This is a genomic window from Streptomyces populi, assembly GCF_002911015.1.
GTDB lineage: Bacteria > Actinomycetota > Actinomycetes > Streptomycetales > Streptomycetaceae > Streptomyces > Streptomyces populi.
The window spans coordinates 46311-60817 of sequence record NZ_KZ626851.1 but is presented as its reverse complement, the minus strand read 5'-3'; the positions used below and the strand labels follow the sequence as shown (position 1 = coordinate 60817).

The 14507-nt window shown below is 72.4% G+C and carries 12 protein-coding genes and 1 pseudogene; 7 read left to right on the top strand and 6 right to left on the bottom strand.

Annotated elements, in window-relative coordinates; all coding sequences use genetic code 11:
* Positions 1–196 precede the first annotated feature (196 nt).
* The 4 genes and pseudogenes from CW362_RS09205 to CW362_RS44390 form a co-directional block, all read right to left on the bottom strand.
* Positions 197–1114: an RNA polymerase sigma-70 factor gene (locus CW362_RS09205; protein ID WP_103548880.1), complete on the bottom strand. Its 918-nt coding sequence runs from the start codon at positions 1112–1114 to the stop codon at positions 197–199.
* Positions 1111–2304, bottom strand: coding sequence for an NAD(P)/FAD-dependent oxidoreductase (locus CW362_RS09200; protein WP_103548879.1), 1194 nt, complete (start codon positions 2302–2304; stop codon positions 1111–1113). Before CW362_RS09200 ends, CW362_RS09205 begins: the two co-directional genes overlap by 4 nt.
* Positions 2305–2989: 685 nt before the next feature.
* Positions 2990–3787: a hypothetical protein gene (locus CW362_RS09195; RefSeq protein ID WP_103548878.1), complete on the bottom strand. Its 798-nt coding sequence runs from the start codon at positions 3785–3787 to the stop codon at positions 2990–2992.
* A 512-nt stretch (positions 3788–4299) separates the two neighbouring features.
* Positions 4300–4751: pseudogene (locus CW362_RS44390) on the bottom strand (RNA-guided endonuclease InsQ/TnpB family protein); the annotation flags it as partial.
* Positions 4752–4903: 152 nt separating this feature from the next.
* Here CW362_RS44390 and CW362_RS09180 point away from each other — a divergent pair.
* On the top strand, positions 4904–5671 hold the full coding sequence (locus CW362_RS09180; protein ID WP_103548876.1) for a MerR family transcriptional regulator: 768 nt from the start codon (positions 4904–4906) through the stop codon (positions 5669–5671).
* A 237-nt stretch (positions 5672–5908) separates the two neighbouring features.
* The gene (locus tag CW362_RS09175) at positions 5909–6631 is read left to right on the top strand and encodes a hypothetical protein (RefSeq protein WP_103548875.1); all 723 of its coding nucleotides are present in this window, start codon (positions 5909–5911) and stop codon (positions 6629–6631) included.
* Positions 6632–6764: 133 nt separating this feature from the next.
* Here the strand turns inward: CW362_RS09175 and CW362_RS09170 are convergent, their stop codons facing one another.
* On the bottom strand, positions 6765–7301 hold the full coding sequence (locus CW362_RS09170; protein WP_103548874.1) for a hypothetical protein: 537 nt from the start codon (positions 7299–7301) through the stop codon (positions 6765–6767).
* Between the two features lie 483 nt (positions 7302–7784).
* Here CW362_RS09170 and CW362_RS09165 point away from each other — a divergent pair, with 483 nt between their 5' ends.
* Together CW362_RS09165 and CW362_RS09160 are read left to right on the top strand one after the other, a co-directional pair.
* A complete protein-coding gene (locus CW362_RS09165) occupies positions 7785–8465 on the top strand; it encodes an NADPH-dependent F420 reductase (protein WP_103548873.1) in 681 nt (226 codons plus the stop codon).
* A 227-nt stretch (positions 8466–8692) separates the two neighbouring features.
* Positions 8693–9154, top strand: a complete 462-nt coding sequence (locus tag CW362_RS09160; RefSeq protein WP_103548872.1) for a pyridoxamine 5'-phosphate oxidase family protein — start codon at positions 8693–8695, stop codon at positions 9152–9154.
* 232 nt (positions 9155–9386) lie between these two features.
* Here the strand turns inward: CW362_RS09160 and CW362_RS09155 are convergent, their stop codons facing one another.
* Entirely contained in the window at positions 9387–10496 is a 1110-nt protein-coding gene (locus CW362_RS09155) for an FAD-dependent oxidoreductase (protein ID WP_103548941.1), read from the bottom strand.
* Between the two features lie 70 nt (positions 10497–10566).
* Here CW362_RS09155 and CW362_RS09150 point away from each other — a divergent pair, with 70 nt between their 5' ends.
* From CW362_RS09150 to CW362_RS09140, 3 genes are all read left to right on the top strand, one after another.
* Positions 10567–11247, top strand: a complete 681-nt coding sequence (locus tag CW362_RS09150; RefSeq protein ID WP_103548871.1) for a TetR/AcrR family transcriptional regulator — start codon at positions 10567–10569, stop codon at positions 11245–11247.
* Positions 11248–11456: 209 nt separating this feature from the next.
* On the top strand, positions 11457–12074 hold the full coding sequence (locus CW362_RS09145) for a hypothetical protein (RefSeq protein WP_162684014.1): 618 nt from the start codon (positions 11457–11459) through the stop codon (positions 12072–12074).
* A gap of 177 nt (positions 12075–12251) precedes the next feature.
* Positions 12252–14507, top strand: coding sequence for a DUF4139 domain-containing protein (locus tag CW362_RS09140; protein ID WP_103548869.1), 2256 nt, complete (start codon positions 12252–12254; stop codon positions 14505–14507).

Below are 14507 nucleotides of genomic sequence, written 5' to 3'. Positions count from 1 at the left end.
TGGTTCTCCTGGGCGCGGGCGGGCGGTTGTCGGGGTTGGGGCAGGTCACAGCGAAGCCGGTGATCGCGCCGATGGCAAGCCCGGCCGCGGCGGCCCGTCGCCTCGTCTCCGTGCCGACGGGCCCGGTCGCCGCGCACGGGCCCTTTTGCCCGCGCCGCACCGGCACGCCGGAGGGTGTCGACGACGACCGGGCGGCTCAGGGGAGTTCGTGCCGGGTTCCGTCGGCGACCGCGCGGAGTTTGTCGGGATTGGCCACGTTGTGGATGGCCGAGATGCGGCCTTGCGGATCGAAGTCGAAGGTCAGCGTGGCGACCACGCGGTCCGGGCCGCGGAAGACCACGCCCGGACCGCCGTTGATCCAGGTGAGTTCCGACCGCATCTGCCCGGGCTCGATGCCCTGGTAGGTCGCGGTGCCGAGCGCGGCGAACCAACGGGCCACGGTCTCCGGGCCGACGACCGGCTTGAGGGCCTGGCGGACCTTGCCGCCGCCGTCGGTCCACAGCGTCACGTCCGGGGAGAGCAACTCCATGAGGGTGTTGATGTCGCCGCCCGCCGTCGCCGCGAAGAAGCGCTCGGTGACGTCGCGTTGACGGGCGCGGTCCGCGGTGAAACGGGGCCGGCGGGCCTGGACGTGCTCGCGGGCGCGGTGTGCGGCCTGCCGGACCGCCGGTTCCGAGCGTTCCACCGCCTCCGCGATCTCCGCATGGCTGAAGGCGAAGACCTCCTTCAGCACGAAGACCGCGCGCTCCAGGGGGCTCAGCGTCTCCAGCACGACCAGCAGGGCCATGGAGACCGAGTCCGCCGTGGCGACGCCGTCGGCCGTGTCCGGGCCGGTGAGGATCGGCTCGGGGAGCCAGGGCCCGACGTAGGTCTCGCGTTGGTGGCGGGTCGAACGAAGCCGCTCCACCGCCAGGTTGGAGACGATCCGGGCCAGGTAGGCCTTGGGGTCGGCGACCTGGGAACGGTCGGCCGCCGACCACTTGAGCCAGGCGTCCTGGACCACGTCCTCGGCGTCGACGGCGGTGCCGAGGATGCGGTAGGCGACGGAGAAGAGCAGGGTGCGGTACTGCTGGAAGGTGAGCTGGTCGGGATCGGCCTGCTGCGGCTGGGTCATTCGGCGCTCCGAATCCGGGTGTAGCGGCCGCCGTGCGGCCAGAACGCGCCCGAGGCGGGCATCTTCTTCATACGGGCGAAGGTCGGCCAGGGCGCGGCGGTGACCGTCTCCTTGTACTTCACGGCCCGCTTGCCGGTCAGGACGATCCGGCGCGGGCTGTCGTCGGGGTGGGTGAACTGCACGACGGCGTCGCCGCGGCCCAGACTGACCGGTGTGTGGTAGTAACCGAAACGGAAGGGCTTGGGCTCCTTGCCGGCCAGCACCCGCAGGATCGAGAGGGCCGCGTGCACGCCGGTGGGCATGCCCCCCTGGCAGGTCCCGTGCATCACGCCGTAGCCCTGGCGGATCGCCGCCGCGTCGCCCACGGCGTAGACGTCCGGGTGGGAGACCGAGCGGAGCGCGCTGTCGGTGACCACGCGGCCGTGCTCGTCGACGGCCAGGCCCGCGGCGGCCGCCATCGGTGAGACCCGGGTGCCGACGGTCCACAGCACCGCGCCCGCCTGAATGCCGGAGCCGTCCGCGAGCTCGACACGGTCCGGCAGCACCTTGGCCACCTCGACGCCGCTGCGCACCCGCACGCCGAGCCGGGCGAGCGCCGCGTCCAAGTGGGCCTTGGCCTTCGGGTGCATGTTCGCACCCGGTTCCCGCCGGCCCAGCAGCACCACCTCGAGCTCCGGGTACCGCTCGGCGATCTCCGCGGCCGCCTCGACGCCGGTGAGGCCGCCGCCTCCGACCACGACGGTCCCGCCGTCGAGCCGGGCCAGCCGGTCGGCGAGGAGGGTGGCGTCCTCCGGGCCGTCGAGGGTGTGGGCGTGCTCGTCCGCGCCGGGGACGGCGACGGTGTCCGCGACGCCGCCCAGACCGTAGACCAGGGTGTCGTAGCGCAGGACCCGGTCGTCGTCGATCCGGACGGTCTTCGCCCCGGCGTCCACGGCGGTGACCCAGCCGCGGACGAAGCCGGCGCCGGTACCGTCCAGCAGTTCCGGGATGTTCATCTCGGCCGTCTCCTGGCCGGTGGCGGTCATGTGCAGTCGGAGCCGCTCGGTGAAGGTGTCGTAGGGGTTGACCAGCGTCACCCGCAGGCTCCCACGCTTCCTGGTGCGGGCCGCGAGCTGGATCGCGGCGGAGAGCCCGGCGTAGCCGGCGCCCAGGACCAGGACCTCGTGCTGCTGCGCTGCTGTCGCGTTCATCGCTGTGCTGCCTCTTTCGTGTCGGTCGTTCCCGCCGTGCGGACGACCACCAGACGCAAGCTGCCCTTCCGTTCGTGACATGGGGTCCATATGACCCGCGTCACATCACGAGGAGAGCGGCCGTGCTGTCGGCGCATCCGGTCGAGGACTTGGCGTGACCGCCCGAGCGGGTGCGAACCGGTGAACCGCTCGATGACATCGCGGGCGGACGCTTCGCCGCCCGTGCGCGAGCACGTCGGGGGGTTCTCGGCTCCAGCCGGTGGGCACGGCCACGGCCGGATGCCTCTGCGCCTCGGCTGCCTGACTCAGCTCCGGCAAGGGCCCGCGGCGGATCCGGCGTTTCGCGGCCGATGGGGCGGCCGGCGATGCGGCGCCGGGGATCGTCTTGAGTTCGCGGACCGCGGGCCGGGCCCGAAGGGTGCCGGTTTCGTGGGCGAAGGTCTCGGCACGGCCGATCGGCGCTCACCCGGAGAACGTCCTGGGCAACGAGTCCGGCCAAGGCAGTGCCCCTGCCCGCGCGGGCGAGGGCGTCGAGGCGATGACGACGAAGGCTGGAGAGTGACGGTCGCCGTCCTCGGCCGGCCTCCGAGGGCGGCCCGCCGTGCGGCGCGAGGGCCACCGCGGGGGTCCGGTGGGAGGGCGCGCGGGCCGGTCGGCCGCGCCCGCCCTCCCACCGGGTTCCGGGTCAGCCGAGCTTGGCCGTCTGGGCCTTGATGAGCGCGGCCGGCACGCTGTAGGCGGTCGCCTTGCCGTCCTCGGCCAGGGCCGCGAGGCTGAGCGAGTAGTACGTCGCGACGGTGTTGCCGTGACGCGCGACCTCGGCGTGCACGACCAGCGGAGATCCCTCCGCGTCAGCGGTCGCGGCGAACGCCACCGACTCGTCACCGTTCCCGGAGGCCTTCTCCCCCACGACCTTCGAGAACTTCTGCGGCTCGTCCCCGCCCGTGACGGTGAAGCCGCCGCCACAGCCCTTGAGCGCCTCGGAGACCGACGACATGGTCTCCTTCGCGCCGTCCCCCTCGTACGAGGAGAGCGAGACGATGGTCGTCGTCGAGCCGAGTGCGTCGGTGACGGAGTCCAGCGCCTTCTCGAGCTCCTCCGGCGACATGTCCTCCATCTTCTTGCTGGGGGACGCCGCCGCCTTGGCCGCCGGGTCCTCATGGGCCATGCGGCTCGCGAAGGAGGCCGAGTCGCCCGGCGCGAAGCCGGTGAGGACGTACGCGAGAGGCGCGCACTTCTCGTCGACGACCTTGACGTCCCCCTTGGAGGCGGCGAACGCGTCGGCCTTGCCGGGCGGGGTGACCTTGAAGCCCTTGACGTCGGCCGTCGTGATGATCAGTTCGCCCAACTCGCTGTCGCTGAGGGGCTTCGCGGCCGCGGCAGAGTCCTTGCCGCTGTCCTTGCCGCTGCCCTTGCCGTCAGAACCCGACCCGGACCCGCTGTCGGAACAGCCGGTGACCAGGGCCAGGGAGAGGACGGACACAAGCGCTGCGGCTCCGGTACGAGGCCGCGCGAATCTCTTCATTATTTCGAAAATTCCTTCGATGATGGGGAGTTGCAGGGGAAGTCTGAGGTCAAGGTCAAAGAATCGTCAAGTCGATTCATCCGGAGCGGCACGCCGGGCCTCGGAGCCCGCCAAGTCCACGGCCGCTTCCGCCCGTTCAGATACCGTTTGACGCGCCGTCACCCGGGCCGACCTCGCCGAGGCGAAGCTCGGCTTCGGCGCGTCCGTGACCGGAGCGAAGGGCCGGATCCGGGTGACACCGACGGACAGGAGTGGCTACGCAGTCGGCACGCAGGACCCCGTCGAGCGGAATCTGCCGCCAGCCGGCACGCAGCACCTCAGGCCGGGCACGCGCCGCACGCCGAACTTCGACACCGGTGCGGTCGGCCCCGATCCGGCAGACGGGTACACGGTCACCACGGGTTGAACCTCACGCGAGGTGAGGGTGCATCGTGGATCCTTGACCCCCTCCTCCTGAAGGAGGGGGATTCCTACGGCCCGCGCCGTGGGGTTTCCTGCTTCGTCGCCGACCGTCCCGTCCGGGAGGACTCCCGTTGAGGTCTTGCATCGGCTCCACAGGCTGTCACCGCCGGTGCGGCGGCCGGCAGGTTCTTCGCCGCGTTCACGTCCCGGTCGTTGACCGTGCCGCAACCGCATGTCCAGGTAGCGACCTCGCGCCGGGCCTTGGCCCGATTGGCGCCGTCACCTTTCGCTTTCTTCGCCAGGCGGCACTGGGCGAGTGCGAGGCGGGCAGTGGTGTCACGGCCGGGTCCTCGACGAGGAGGGAGACGGACCAGCGGCCGGCCGCGTACCGCGACACCGTCACCGTCGAAGGCACCGCGCCCTCGGGCAAGGGACGCGACCACACGATGCCCAACGGCTCCGCCGTCTTGGCCAGGGTCAACTTTCCCGCACGGAAACGGAATCCGCTGGTGGTGTGCTCGGGGGCCGATCAAACCCGCTGGTCACCGCACCGCGATCCGCTCTGGCGGCGGATCGCGGTTCTTCGCCTGCTCCGCAGGAGTCCGTCTCCGCTCGCGAACGGGAGGCACCCCCGCCCCGCCCTGAAGTGCAAGGTATCCACGGAGGAATCCGATGACCGCATCTGAGACCTGGAAAGTGGGCCGGCTCGCGAAGGCCAGCGGGCTGACCGTGCGCACACTGCACCACTGGGACACCATCGGTCTGCTCAGCCCCTCCCGACGCACCGTGGGAGGGCACAGGGAGTACACCGAGGACGACCTCGTCCGTCTCTATCAGGTGCTGGCGCTGCGCGGTCTGGGCCTCTCCCTGGACAGCATCGCCGTCTGCCTCGATGCCGGGGTGGATCCGGTACGGCTGATCCGCGACCACCTGGCTGGTGTGGAGGCGTCCATCGCCGCGCTCGGCGTGCTGCGGAAGCGGCTCGTGCTGCTCGAAACCGCACTGGTCTCGGGCCGGGAACCAGGTGCCACGGCTCTGCTCGACGCGCTGGAGGCGACCTGCCGCACGGGTCCGGAGGGCGAGCACGCGCTGGACCGTCATCTGGACGCCGACCAGGTGCAGGCCCTCCAGACGCGCGCCGCGGCCCTCGGACCTTCGATGCATTATCTGCTGGAGGTCGAGTGGCCAGAGTTGTATCGCAGGGCCGAGCGGCTCCGGACGGCCGGGATCCCTGCCACCGATCGAAGAGTGCGCCGGCTGGCCGATCGCATGGACGAACTCAGCACGCTGTTCACCGGCGGAGATACCGGCCTCTCCGCCGGGGTGCGGGCCGCATGGCACGACGATCCGGCCGCCCTGTCGGGAAACCCCGACGCTCCGGCGGACGACTGGCGTGAGCTGGCCCGGTACCTGGACCGCGCTCGCCATGGCACCGCATGACCCGCGCCCACCGAGGTCACCCGTCCCGTCCTTCTTCCTCTCCCGCGGTTTCCCCGGCCGAGGCGTCAGTCGAGTCGCGGTGCCGCCTTCGAACTGCATCTGGTCGAGAAGTGACAGCGGCTGGACGGCGTCGGTGCGACCGCTCATGCCGTCGCCGGGTCATGTCGAGCCGCCGACGACCGGGGACGAGGCCCTGTGCGTCGCTGCTCGGTCGGGGAACGCGCTAGCGTCCTCCGCATGCCGGACCGTCCTGACGTATCGATGGCACTGCGCGGCGGAGTGCGCACTCGCTTCCAGGCGTGGGAGTTCGTGCGCTGGTACGCCGACACGTGGATGGGCTGCCCGCTGCGGCCGGAGGACGGCTGCACCACGGAGGAACTGGCGGACGCGGAAGGTGATCTGGGCTTCGAGCTGCCGGCGGTGCTGAGGCAGGGGTACGCGCTCTTCGGCCGCCGGGACGACCTGACCCGTCGGCAGGACCCTCTGGTCCTGCCGGCGGGCCTCTGCGTCGATGACGCCCTGGACGGCGTCCTGGTCTTCCGCCGCGAGAACCAGGACTGCGCCTCCTGGGGAATTCCGCTCGCCCGGATCGAGCAGGACGATCCACCGGTGGTGGTCGAATCGCACCAGGGCTGGATCCCCTTTCTCGACCGGATGTCCCTGGCCTGGGTCGAGTTGGTGCTGAGCGAATCGCTCTTCGGGACGGGCAGCCGCTACGACGCCTGCGAGCTGCCCGACGCGCTGATGCCGAATCTCCACGCCCGCTACACCCGGGTCGGCCTGCCCGACCATCCGATGTGGGCGAGTGAGGAGGACTCGCCGGTGCGCTGGTACGCGGCCCCCGGTCGGCTGGTACGCAGGGACGGACTTCAGGACCAGTCCTGGATCCACGCGCACGGGCACACGATTTCCGATCTCGAGACCATCCGTGAAGAATTGCCGGGCCCTTGGGTCGGCTGAGGCCGCACCCGGCACCGGCCGGGGGTAGGAGAAGCCGCGAGTCCGCCCGGAGCGACGTCCGACCGGTCGTCGGCCCCGCCCCACCGACTCCGGCCACATGCGCGGCTCGGCCGGTCGATCCGGACAGAACCGCCTAGGCCCACTCCTCGTCGTCGTCAACGGGTTCGGGCTCCCGGCTGTGGGCGAGGTCCAGGACGTACCGTTCGGCGACCGGGCAGTTGTTCCACGCCTCGGTGAGCCAACTGTCGGGGGCGTCGTCGGCGAGCCGGGCGAGGGTGGTGTCGTAGTAGTCGCCTGCCGCCTGCCGGCCGGCCCACCAGGCGTGGCCCTCGTAGACGCCCGGGCGGGGAAGGACGACGTCGCCGGGGGCGGGGCCGCGGTCGAGCTGTCTCACCACGAGGATGCCCGTCTCGGACTCGAGACTGATGCCGACGTGGCCCTCGGCGTCGGCCGGCGGCTCGGGTGGGGTGTCCCAGATGCGGATGGTGATCCGGACGGGCATGTCGGGTTGCAGGCTGAGGAGGTACAGGTGGTAACCGTTTCCCGCCACCACATGCGCCTCGGCGGCGTCCAGGGCAACCGTGTCGCCGAGGAAGGCGTCCGCGTCGTAGACCTCCAGGACGCGACGGCCGGGGGTTGCGGTGACGTGGTGCTCGGCGAGAAGCGCCATGGCCGGTCGGTCCCTTCACGGCCATGAGGACGGCCGTCTCGTCGACGCCGGCCAGACGCTTCTCGGAACAGCCCCCGCCGATGACGAGGCGGGCGCGGGTGCCGTCGGGGCGCAGCTCACGCCGGGAACCGCCCCGGATCCCGGCGGCGACACGTGTCGCGTTCCACCACTGGCCGTCGGGTATTCCTACCACCCCCAACTCACCTGGCGGGACCGAGCGTCGGCCCTCGCCGAATTCCTCGGCGGCGGTCTCCGCCTCGCTCGGGCCGATGACGGTCGGCCGACGTGCGCGATGTCCACGAGACGCGGTGTCGCCCCGGCGTTCTTCGAGTTCGGCCACGGCCCGGACCGCTCCGGCGGACCGCCTCCTGCTCCCCGCCCCGCGCCATGAGAACGAGCGGGCCAGGCGCCCCTCACACGTCCGGCCGGACGGTTCCTGGCCTACGGCGGAATCAGCGGCCGTGACGCGAGGTTGTGATTGGCATGGCGACTCTCGGACTCATCGGCAGTGGACACATCGGCGGCACGCTGGCCCGGCTGGCGGTGGACGCCGGCCTGGACGTGGTGCTCAGCAATTCGCGCGGCCCGGAGACCCTCGGCGACCTGGTCTCCGAGCTCGGCCCGCGAGCCCGCGCGGCAACCCCCGCGGAGGCCGGCGCGGCGGGCGACTGGGTGGTGGTGACCGTACCGCTCAAGGCGTTCGACCGGATCCCGGTGGCTCCGCTGGCCGGGAAGACGGTCATCGACACCGGCAACTACTACCCGGAGCGGGACGGCGAGATCACCGCGCTGAAGGACGGCACCACCACGGAGAGCCAACTGCTCCAGGGCCACCTGCCGGACGCGCATGTGGTGAAGGGGTTCAACAACATCTTCTTCCGTCACCTGGGTGCGCTGTCCCGCCCGAAGGGGGTGCCGGACCGCACCACGCTGCCCCTGGCGGGCGACGACCCGGCGGCGGTGGCGCACGCCGCCGAACTGCTCGACCTGCTCGGCTTCGACGCGCTGGCGTACGGCGGCCTCGCCGACAGCTGGCGCTCGCAGCCCGGCACCCCCGTGTACGGACTGCCGTACGCGGGCGACGCCGCCGACTTCATGAACGCCGAGGCCACCCCGGCCGGAGCCGACGTCGTCCGCGCCCGACTCGAGGCCGCCACCCGCTGACACCCGCGTCCCTCAGGGCTCGGCGCCAGTGCTTCGGCGCTGCCGGACGGATCGAGGATTCCCGGGCCGCTGTCCGCCTCGTCCATGTCGGCGAGCGCGGGCAGCGGCGGTGGCCCGCTCAGAAGGGCCAGGGGCCCATCGGTCTCCGGACGAGGGGTTCATCGGTCTCCAGGAGTAGGTCCTGCGCCCCAGGCGCGCCCCGTGCCTGCTGGTTAGGGTCGGTCCTCATGAAGACCACGGAAACCGTTCGCCGCCACACGGCGGAACGCGTGCGCGACACCCTGGAGCGGCTCGTCACCGAGCGGGACGTGTGGGTGTCGACGGCTCACCCTGATCGCGGGCCGCACCAGGTGCCGTTGTGGTTCTCGTGGGACGGGCGAGCGGTGTGGATGTGCACCGGCGCCGCTTCCGTGACCGCGCGGAACGTCCGCGAAGAGCCGCGCGTGCGCCTGTCGCTGCCGGACACCTTCGACGTGGTGCTCCTCCAGGGTGAGGCGGAGTGCTTCTCGGACCAGGATGTGCCCGAAGACGCGGCGGAGGCGTTCACGGCCAAGTTCGGGTGGGATCCACGCGCGGAAGAGGGCTCCTTCCTGTACGTACGCGTGGTCCCGAGGACCGTGCGTGCTTGGCGCGGCGAGCCGGAACTACGCGGGAGGGTCGTCATGCGCGACGGGATGTGGCTGGAGTGACGGCCGTCCCTCGCCGACGCGCCCCTCTCGGATCACGGTCCGTGGCCCGAGCAGCGGCCGTCGCGCCGGTCGGAGGCGGCTTCGCGGGCGGGACGGCCGGGATGAAGCCTCCGGGACCACAGGCATCACTGTCGGTTCAAGCGGTCGGACTCCCGTCCGAGCGCTTCGGTCCGCTCGCGGCCCGTGCCGTGGAGCGACTGCCGGAGGCGGCGCCCGAGCCCTTCCGGCCGCCTCAGCCGGGCTGGAAGAACGCGAGCACCTTCTGGGCGGCGTCCGGCGACGCCAGCAGTTCGTGCATGCGCGCGGACATCCGGGCGGCGGCGCCGGCACGTTCGAACATCTCGCGTTCGTATTCTTCGACGGCGGCGGGAAAGTCGTCCGGGTGCGCGGCCAGCGCGAGACCGAGCAGGGCACCGTCGAGCAGCGCCATGTTGGCGCCCTCCCCCACCGGCGGCATCAGGTGCGCGGCATCGCCGACCAGCGTGACGTCCGGCATCGACGGCCAGGTCAGGCCGACCGGGAGAGTGGTGATCGACCGCGGCATGATCGTGTCGTCGCAGGCCTCGATCAGCGCGGTGAACCGTGGGTCCCAGCCGGGGAGCAGTTCGATCAGCCGCGCCCGGGCGGCGGCCGGGTCGTCGAACGGGATCCCGCTGGTGGCGAACCAGTCCTCGGCGGTGTTGTAGAAGCCGAGGCCGATGCGGACGCGGCCGTCGCCGTTGCGCTGTGCCGCCAGGGACAGCCCGTCGCCGAGCGCCCAGTAGGTGCCGCGCCCGACCATCGCCGCGAGGTCGGGGTGCGTGCGGTCGATGTCGGGGATGCCGACCTCGACGACGTTGTGGCCCGTGTGCGCCGGGCGGGCGTCGGTGAGCAGCGGGCGGACCCGGGACTGCGCGCCGTCCGCGCCGACCAGCAGGTCGTACGGCGCACTGCCGCCGTCGGCGAAGTGCAGCCGGCCGTCGTCGGCGGACCGGAACGCGTGCCCCCAGCGCACGGTGCCTTCGGGGAGGGAGTCCAGCAGCAGGTCGCGCAGGTCGGCACGGTCGACCTCGGGTCGCAGGAGCGGGGCGTCGTCGGGCGTGTCCTCCTGGAGCAGCAGGGTGCCGTCCGGCTCGAGGAGGCGCATGTCCTGGCCCTCACCGCGGGCGATCTCGTAGAACCCGTCGATCAGACCGGCCTCGCGCAGCGCCCGCTGGCCGGAGTGGATGTCGAGCATGCCGCCCTGACCGCGCGCGCCTCGTGACGACTCACGTTCGTACACGACGGAATCCATGCCGTTCACGTGCAGCACGCGGGCGAGCGCCAGGCCTCCGAGGCCCGCTCCGACGATGGCTATGGTCATGATCACTCCTCCTCGATACACCGTATCTTTCGATACACTGTATCGCTCGATGCGATGTATCGTTATCCGCATGTTGGTGTGGGAGAGGCCGGAGCCACCGAATCGACCCGTGCCGGCCTCGTTGAGCCGGGAGCGGATCGTGCGAGCGGCGATCGATCTGGCCGACGCGGACGGCCTGGAGGCCGTGTCGCTGCGCAAGGTCGCCACCGCACTGGACGTCCGTCCGATGCGGCTGTACGGCTACATCGCCGGCAAGGAGGAGCTGCTCGACCTCATGGTCGACGCCGCCTACGCCGAGATCCGGGCGACCGGGGACGGCTGGCGGGAGGCTCTCCGGTCTCATGCCGAAGCCACCCGCCGCGCCGCTCACGAACACGAATGGCTCGCCGACCTCCTGGGCGGCCGGCCCCAGCTCGGGCCGCACGCCCTGGCCAGCGGGGAGACCGTGCTGGCCGCGCTGGGCGACGTGGACGTGGACTCCGTCATGCCGATGGTCGCCGCGGTCAAGGCGTACGTGATCGGCGCGGTGCGCCGGGAGATCGCCGAGCGGCGTGCCGAACGGGCCACCGGGATGGACGAGAAGCACTGGCAGGCCGCGCTCGGGCCCTATCTCCAGCGGACCCTCGCCACCGGCCGGTTCCCCGCGCTGGCCACGGTGGTGCGCGACGCCGCGCACCTGGACGCCGACCAGACCTTCCGGATCGGCCTCGACTTCCTGCTCGACGGCATCGAAGCCCGCGTCTCAAGGTGACGCACGGCTGAAGGACCCGTTCCGGTCGACGGCCGCCGGTTTCCTCCGCGGCCAGAATTCACCCCGCCGACCCGATGCGACCGGGCACACCCGAGTGGGGCGATCCGCCCCTGATTCCCGGAACGTCGTAGCCGTGGCGAACATCCTCAAGGACGGAAGATCTTGCCCCACGCCGTGTCCGCGCGGCGTTCGACAGAGTCCGAGGAAGCATGACCAGGCATGAATCCGTGCTGTGGCACGGCCGACGGGGGGCCGGAACGAGTCCTGCCCTTCCGGTCCGGGAGCGCCGGACGGGGGCGGGTGCCCCGGCGCGCGGCCCGATGACCGCGGCGCTGGCGGTCGGCGTGCTGTTCGCGGCGCTGACCGGGTGCTCGTCCATGGACGACGTCCGCTACGCCGAGGACTACGCCGGCCATGAACCCCTGCACGTGCTCGGCTATCCCTCCACCGGCTCGCTCGGCGTCACGCAACAGCTCGTCTGGCGGATCGCGGACGACTCCCCCGACCGGCTCGCGGCACTCGCCACCGGTGACGGCGGCGAGGACGCCGCACGCAGCACGGCCGACAACTGGATCGAGGCATTCGGAAAGGGAGCGAAAGGGAAGGTCGCGGCCGACTTCTACGACGAGGGCTCCGAGCGCCAGACCGTCGTCCTGTACTTCCAGGACACCGGGCAGAGGAAGGAGATCAACGTGCGCCTCGACGGGAACGGGGGTGACGACGGCTGGCACGTCCTGATGGACGAGCCGTCCATGAAGGAAGCCACGGCCGAGCCGACCTGGGCGCCTCGTACCCCGGGCGGCTCGGGAGCGTCCCACACCCGCTGACCCTCCCCCCGGGCAGCCGCGGCGCCCTGGCGTCCGTGTCGCGCGTGCCGTCGGCCTGCCCGGCACGCTTCCGGAACCGACCGCCCCGGCCCCATGGATTCCACCCCGTTCCTCGGGAAGCACGGATCACCTGGACGTAAGCTTCGCTCAGCACGAGCGAGGCGGGGGACGGAGCACATGACGGCGGAGACGGCGCACAGGTGGGGGTCGGCCCTCGATTCGGTCGTGGTGTACGCGCAGGGCGCGGTCTGTCGGCGCCTGGCGCGGGGCAGCGTGCCGCCGGACGGCCGCGTCCGGGTGACGGGGCTGCCGCGCTCGCTGGACCCGGGGTCGTTGCGGGCTCGTGTCACGGGCGCCTCCGGGCTGCGCGTCATCGAGGTCCGGGTGGAAACCGAGGCCGAGCCGCTCGACGCCGCCGTGCCCGACACCCTGCTGGGCGAGGTGGAGCGGCTGCGTGAGGAGTGCGCTGCGGCACAGGGACGCCGGGACCGGCAGCTGGGTCTGATCGAGGAGGTCAGGGCCCTACGGCCGGTCGCGCCGCCCCGCGGCCCGGACGACCCGCACCGCCGCACCCCGGTCGATGCGTGGCTGGAGCTCGCCGAGTTCGTCGACGAGCGGCTGGCCGGGCTGCACACCCGTCTCGTCGAACTGGAGGAGACGCTGGGCGACGTCGAGCACAGGCTCCGCGTGGCAACCGACCGGCTCGCTCGCGCCTCCACCGACGCACCGCAGACGCAGGTGGAGACCACGGTCTCGGCGGTCGTGACCTTCGACGGCACCGGTGACGCGGAAGTGGAGCTGGAGTACGGGGTACCGGGCGCGGTGTGGGTGCCGGCCTACCGTCTCACCCACCGCCCGGGCGACAGCAGCGGCCGTCTGGTGCTGCGCGCCTCCATCGCCCAGCACACCGGCGAGGACTGGACCGGCGTACGTGTCGCGCTGGCCACCGCCGACCTGCGTCGCCGTACCGACCTGCCCAGGCTGCGCTCCCTGCGGATCGGACGCCGCCAGCCCTCCCCCGCGCCTTCCGGCTGGCGCGAGCCGCCGACGGGGCTGGCCGACCTGTTCGCCGGATACGACGGAGCGGGCCCCCGCCCCTCCGTGGCCACCGCTCCCCTGCCCGTCGGGGGCGGCACCGTGGTCGCGGCGGGCGGCTTCGCGTCCGCTCCCGTTCCGCCACCGCCACCGCAGCCGACGCCGACGCCGACGCCGCAGGGGTACGGCCAGCCGCTCACCGGGGCGTCACCGACTCTTCTGGGGTACGGCCGACCGGCCGCCGGGGGGTCACCGGCGGCCCAGGGCCATGACCGGCCGTTGACCGCGGCTCCGCCGACACCTCAGGGTTACGGCGCGCCGTCCCCTTCCTTCTCTCCTGACAGCGCATACCCGGAGGTCTTCGACAGCGGCGTGGGTGACTTCACGCCGCCGGTCCCGTCCCGGCCGAGAAGCGCGGTCCCGTCCCGGCCGGGGAGCAGGTCGCGTGCCGGTGGCGCGGCCTGGCCGGAGGCCCCCGCCGCCTCCGCCGCGCCGCCGGCTCCCTCGGCGCCCGCCGCCCCCGGCCGGGACGCACCGCGGCCGGCAGCGGCGGTGTCCGGTCCGCCGCAGCCGAGCGGTGCCGAACTCGACTACACCGCCCTCGTCCTGTGCGGCCCCGACGAGCAGGGCGGTCACCGGGGCCGGCTGTTCCCCGACTCCGCCTTCGATCCGGTGGCGGCCGAGCACCGCCGCCGCGCCGAGACGGTGGCCACGCTGCCACTGCCCGGACACGCCGTGCGGCCCCGCGAATCGGCCGGTTCCTTCGACCACCGCTTCGACGCCGTCGCCCGTGTCGACATCCCCTCGGACGGCATCTGGCACACCGTCACCGTCGGCGAGATCCCGGTCGGTCTGCGCACCGATCACCTCTGTGTGCCGTCCGTGGAGCAGACCGTGTACGCGACGCTGGTGCTCTCCAACTCCACCGACCAGGCGCTGCTGGCCGGTCCGATGGAGGTGAGCGTCGGCGACGACTTCCTGCTGACGACCGCGCTGCCCACCCTCGCCCCCGGCGGGGTGCGCCGGGTGGGTCTCGGGCCGACCGAGGGGATCCGGGTGGCCCGTCGCACGAACCTGCACGAGTCGACGTCGGGAATGCGCGGCACCACCACCGTGCTCGACCACCGGATCCATGTGGAGCTGACCAACCGGCTCGCCGGGCCCGTCACCGTCGAGGTCCGCGAACGGGTCCCGGTCGCCTCCGACACGGACATCCGGATCGAGGAACGGGCCGACTGGGCCACGCCCCCGGACGAGGCGGAAGGGGAACACCACGCACCCGGCACCCGTGTCTGGCGGGTGGACCTGCCCGCCGGAGCCACCACCGCCCTCGACGGCGGCTACGAGATCCGCATCCCGTCCGCCAAGGCCCTGGCCGGCGGCAACCGCAGGAGCTGA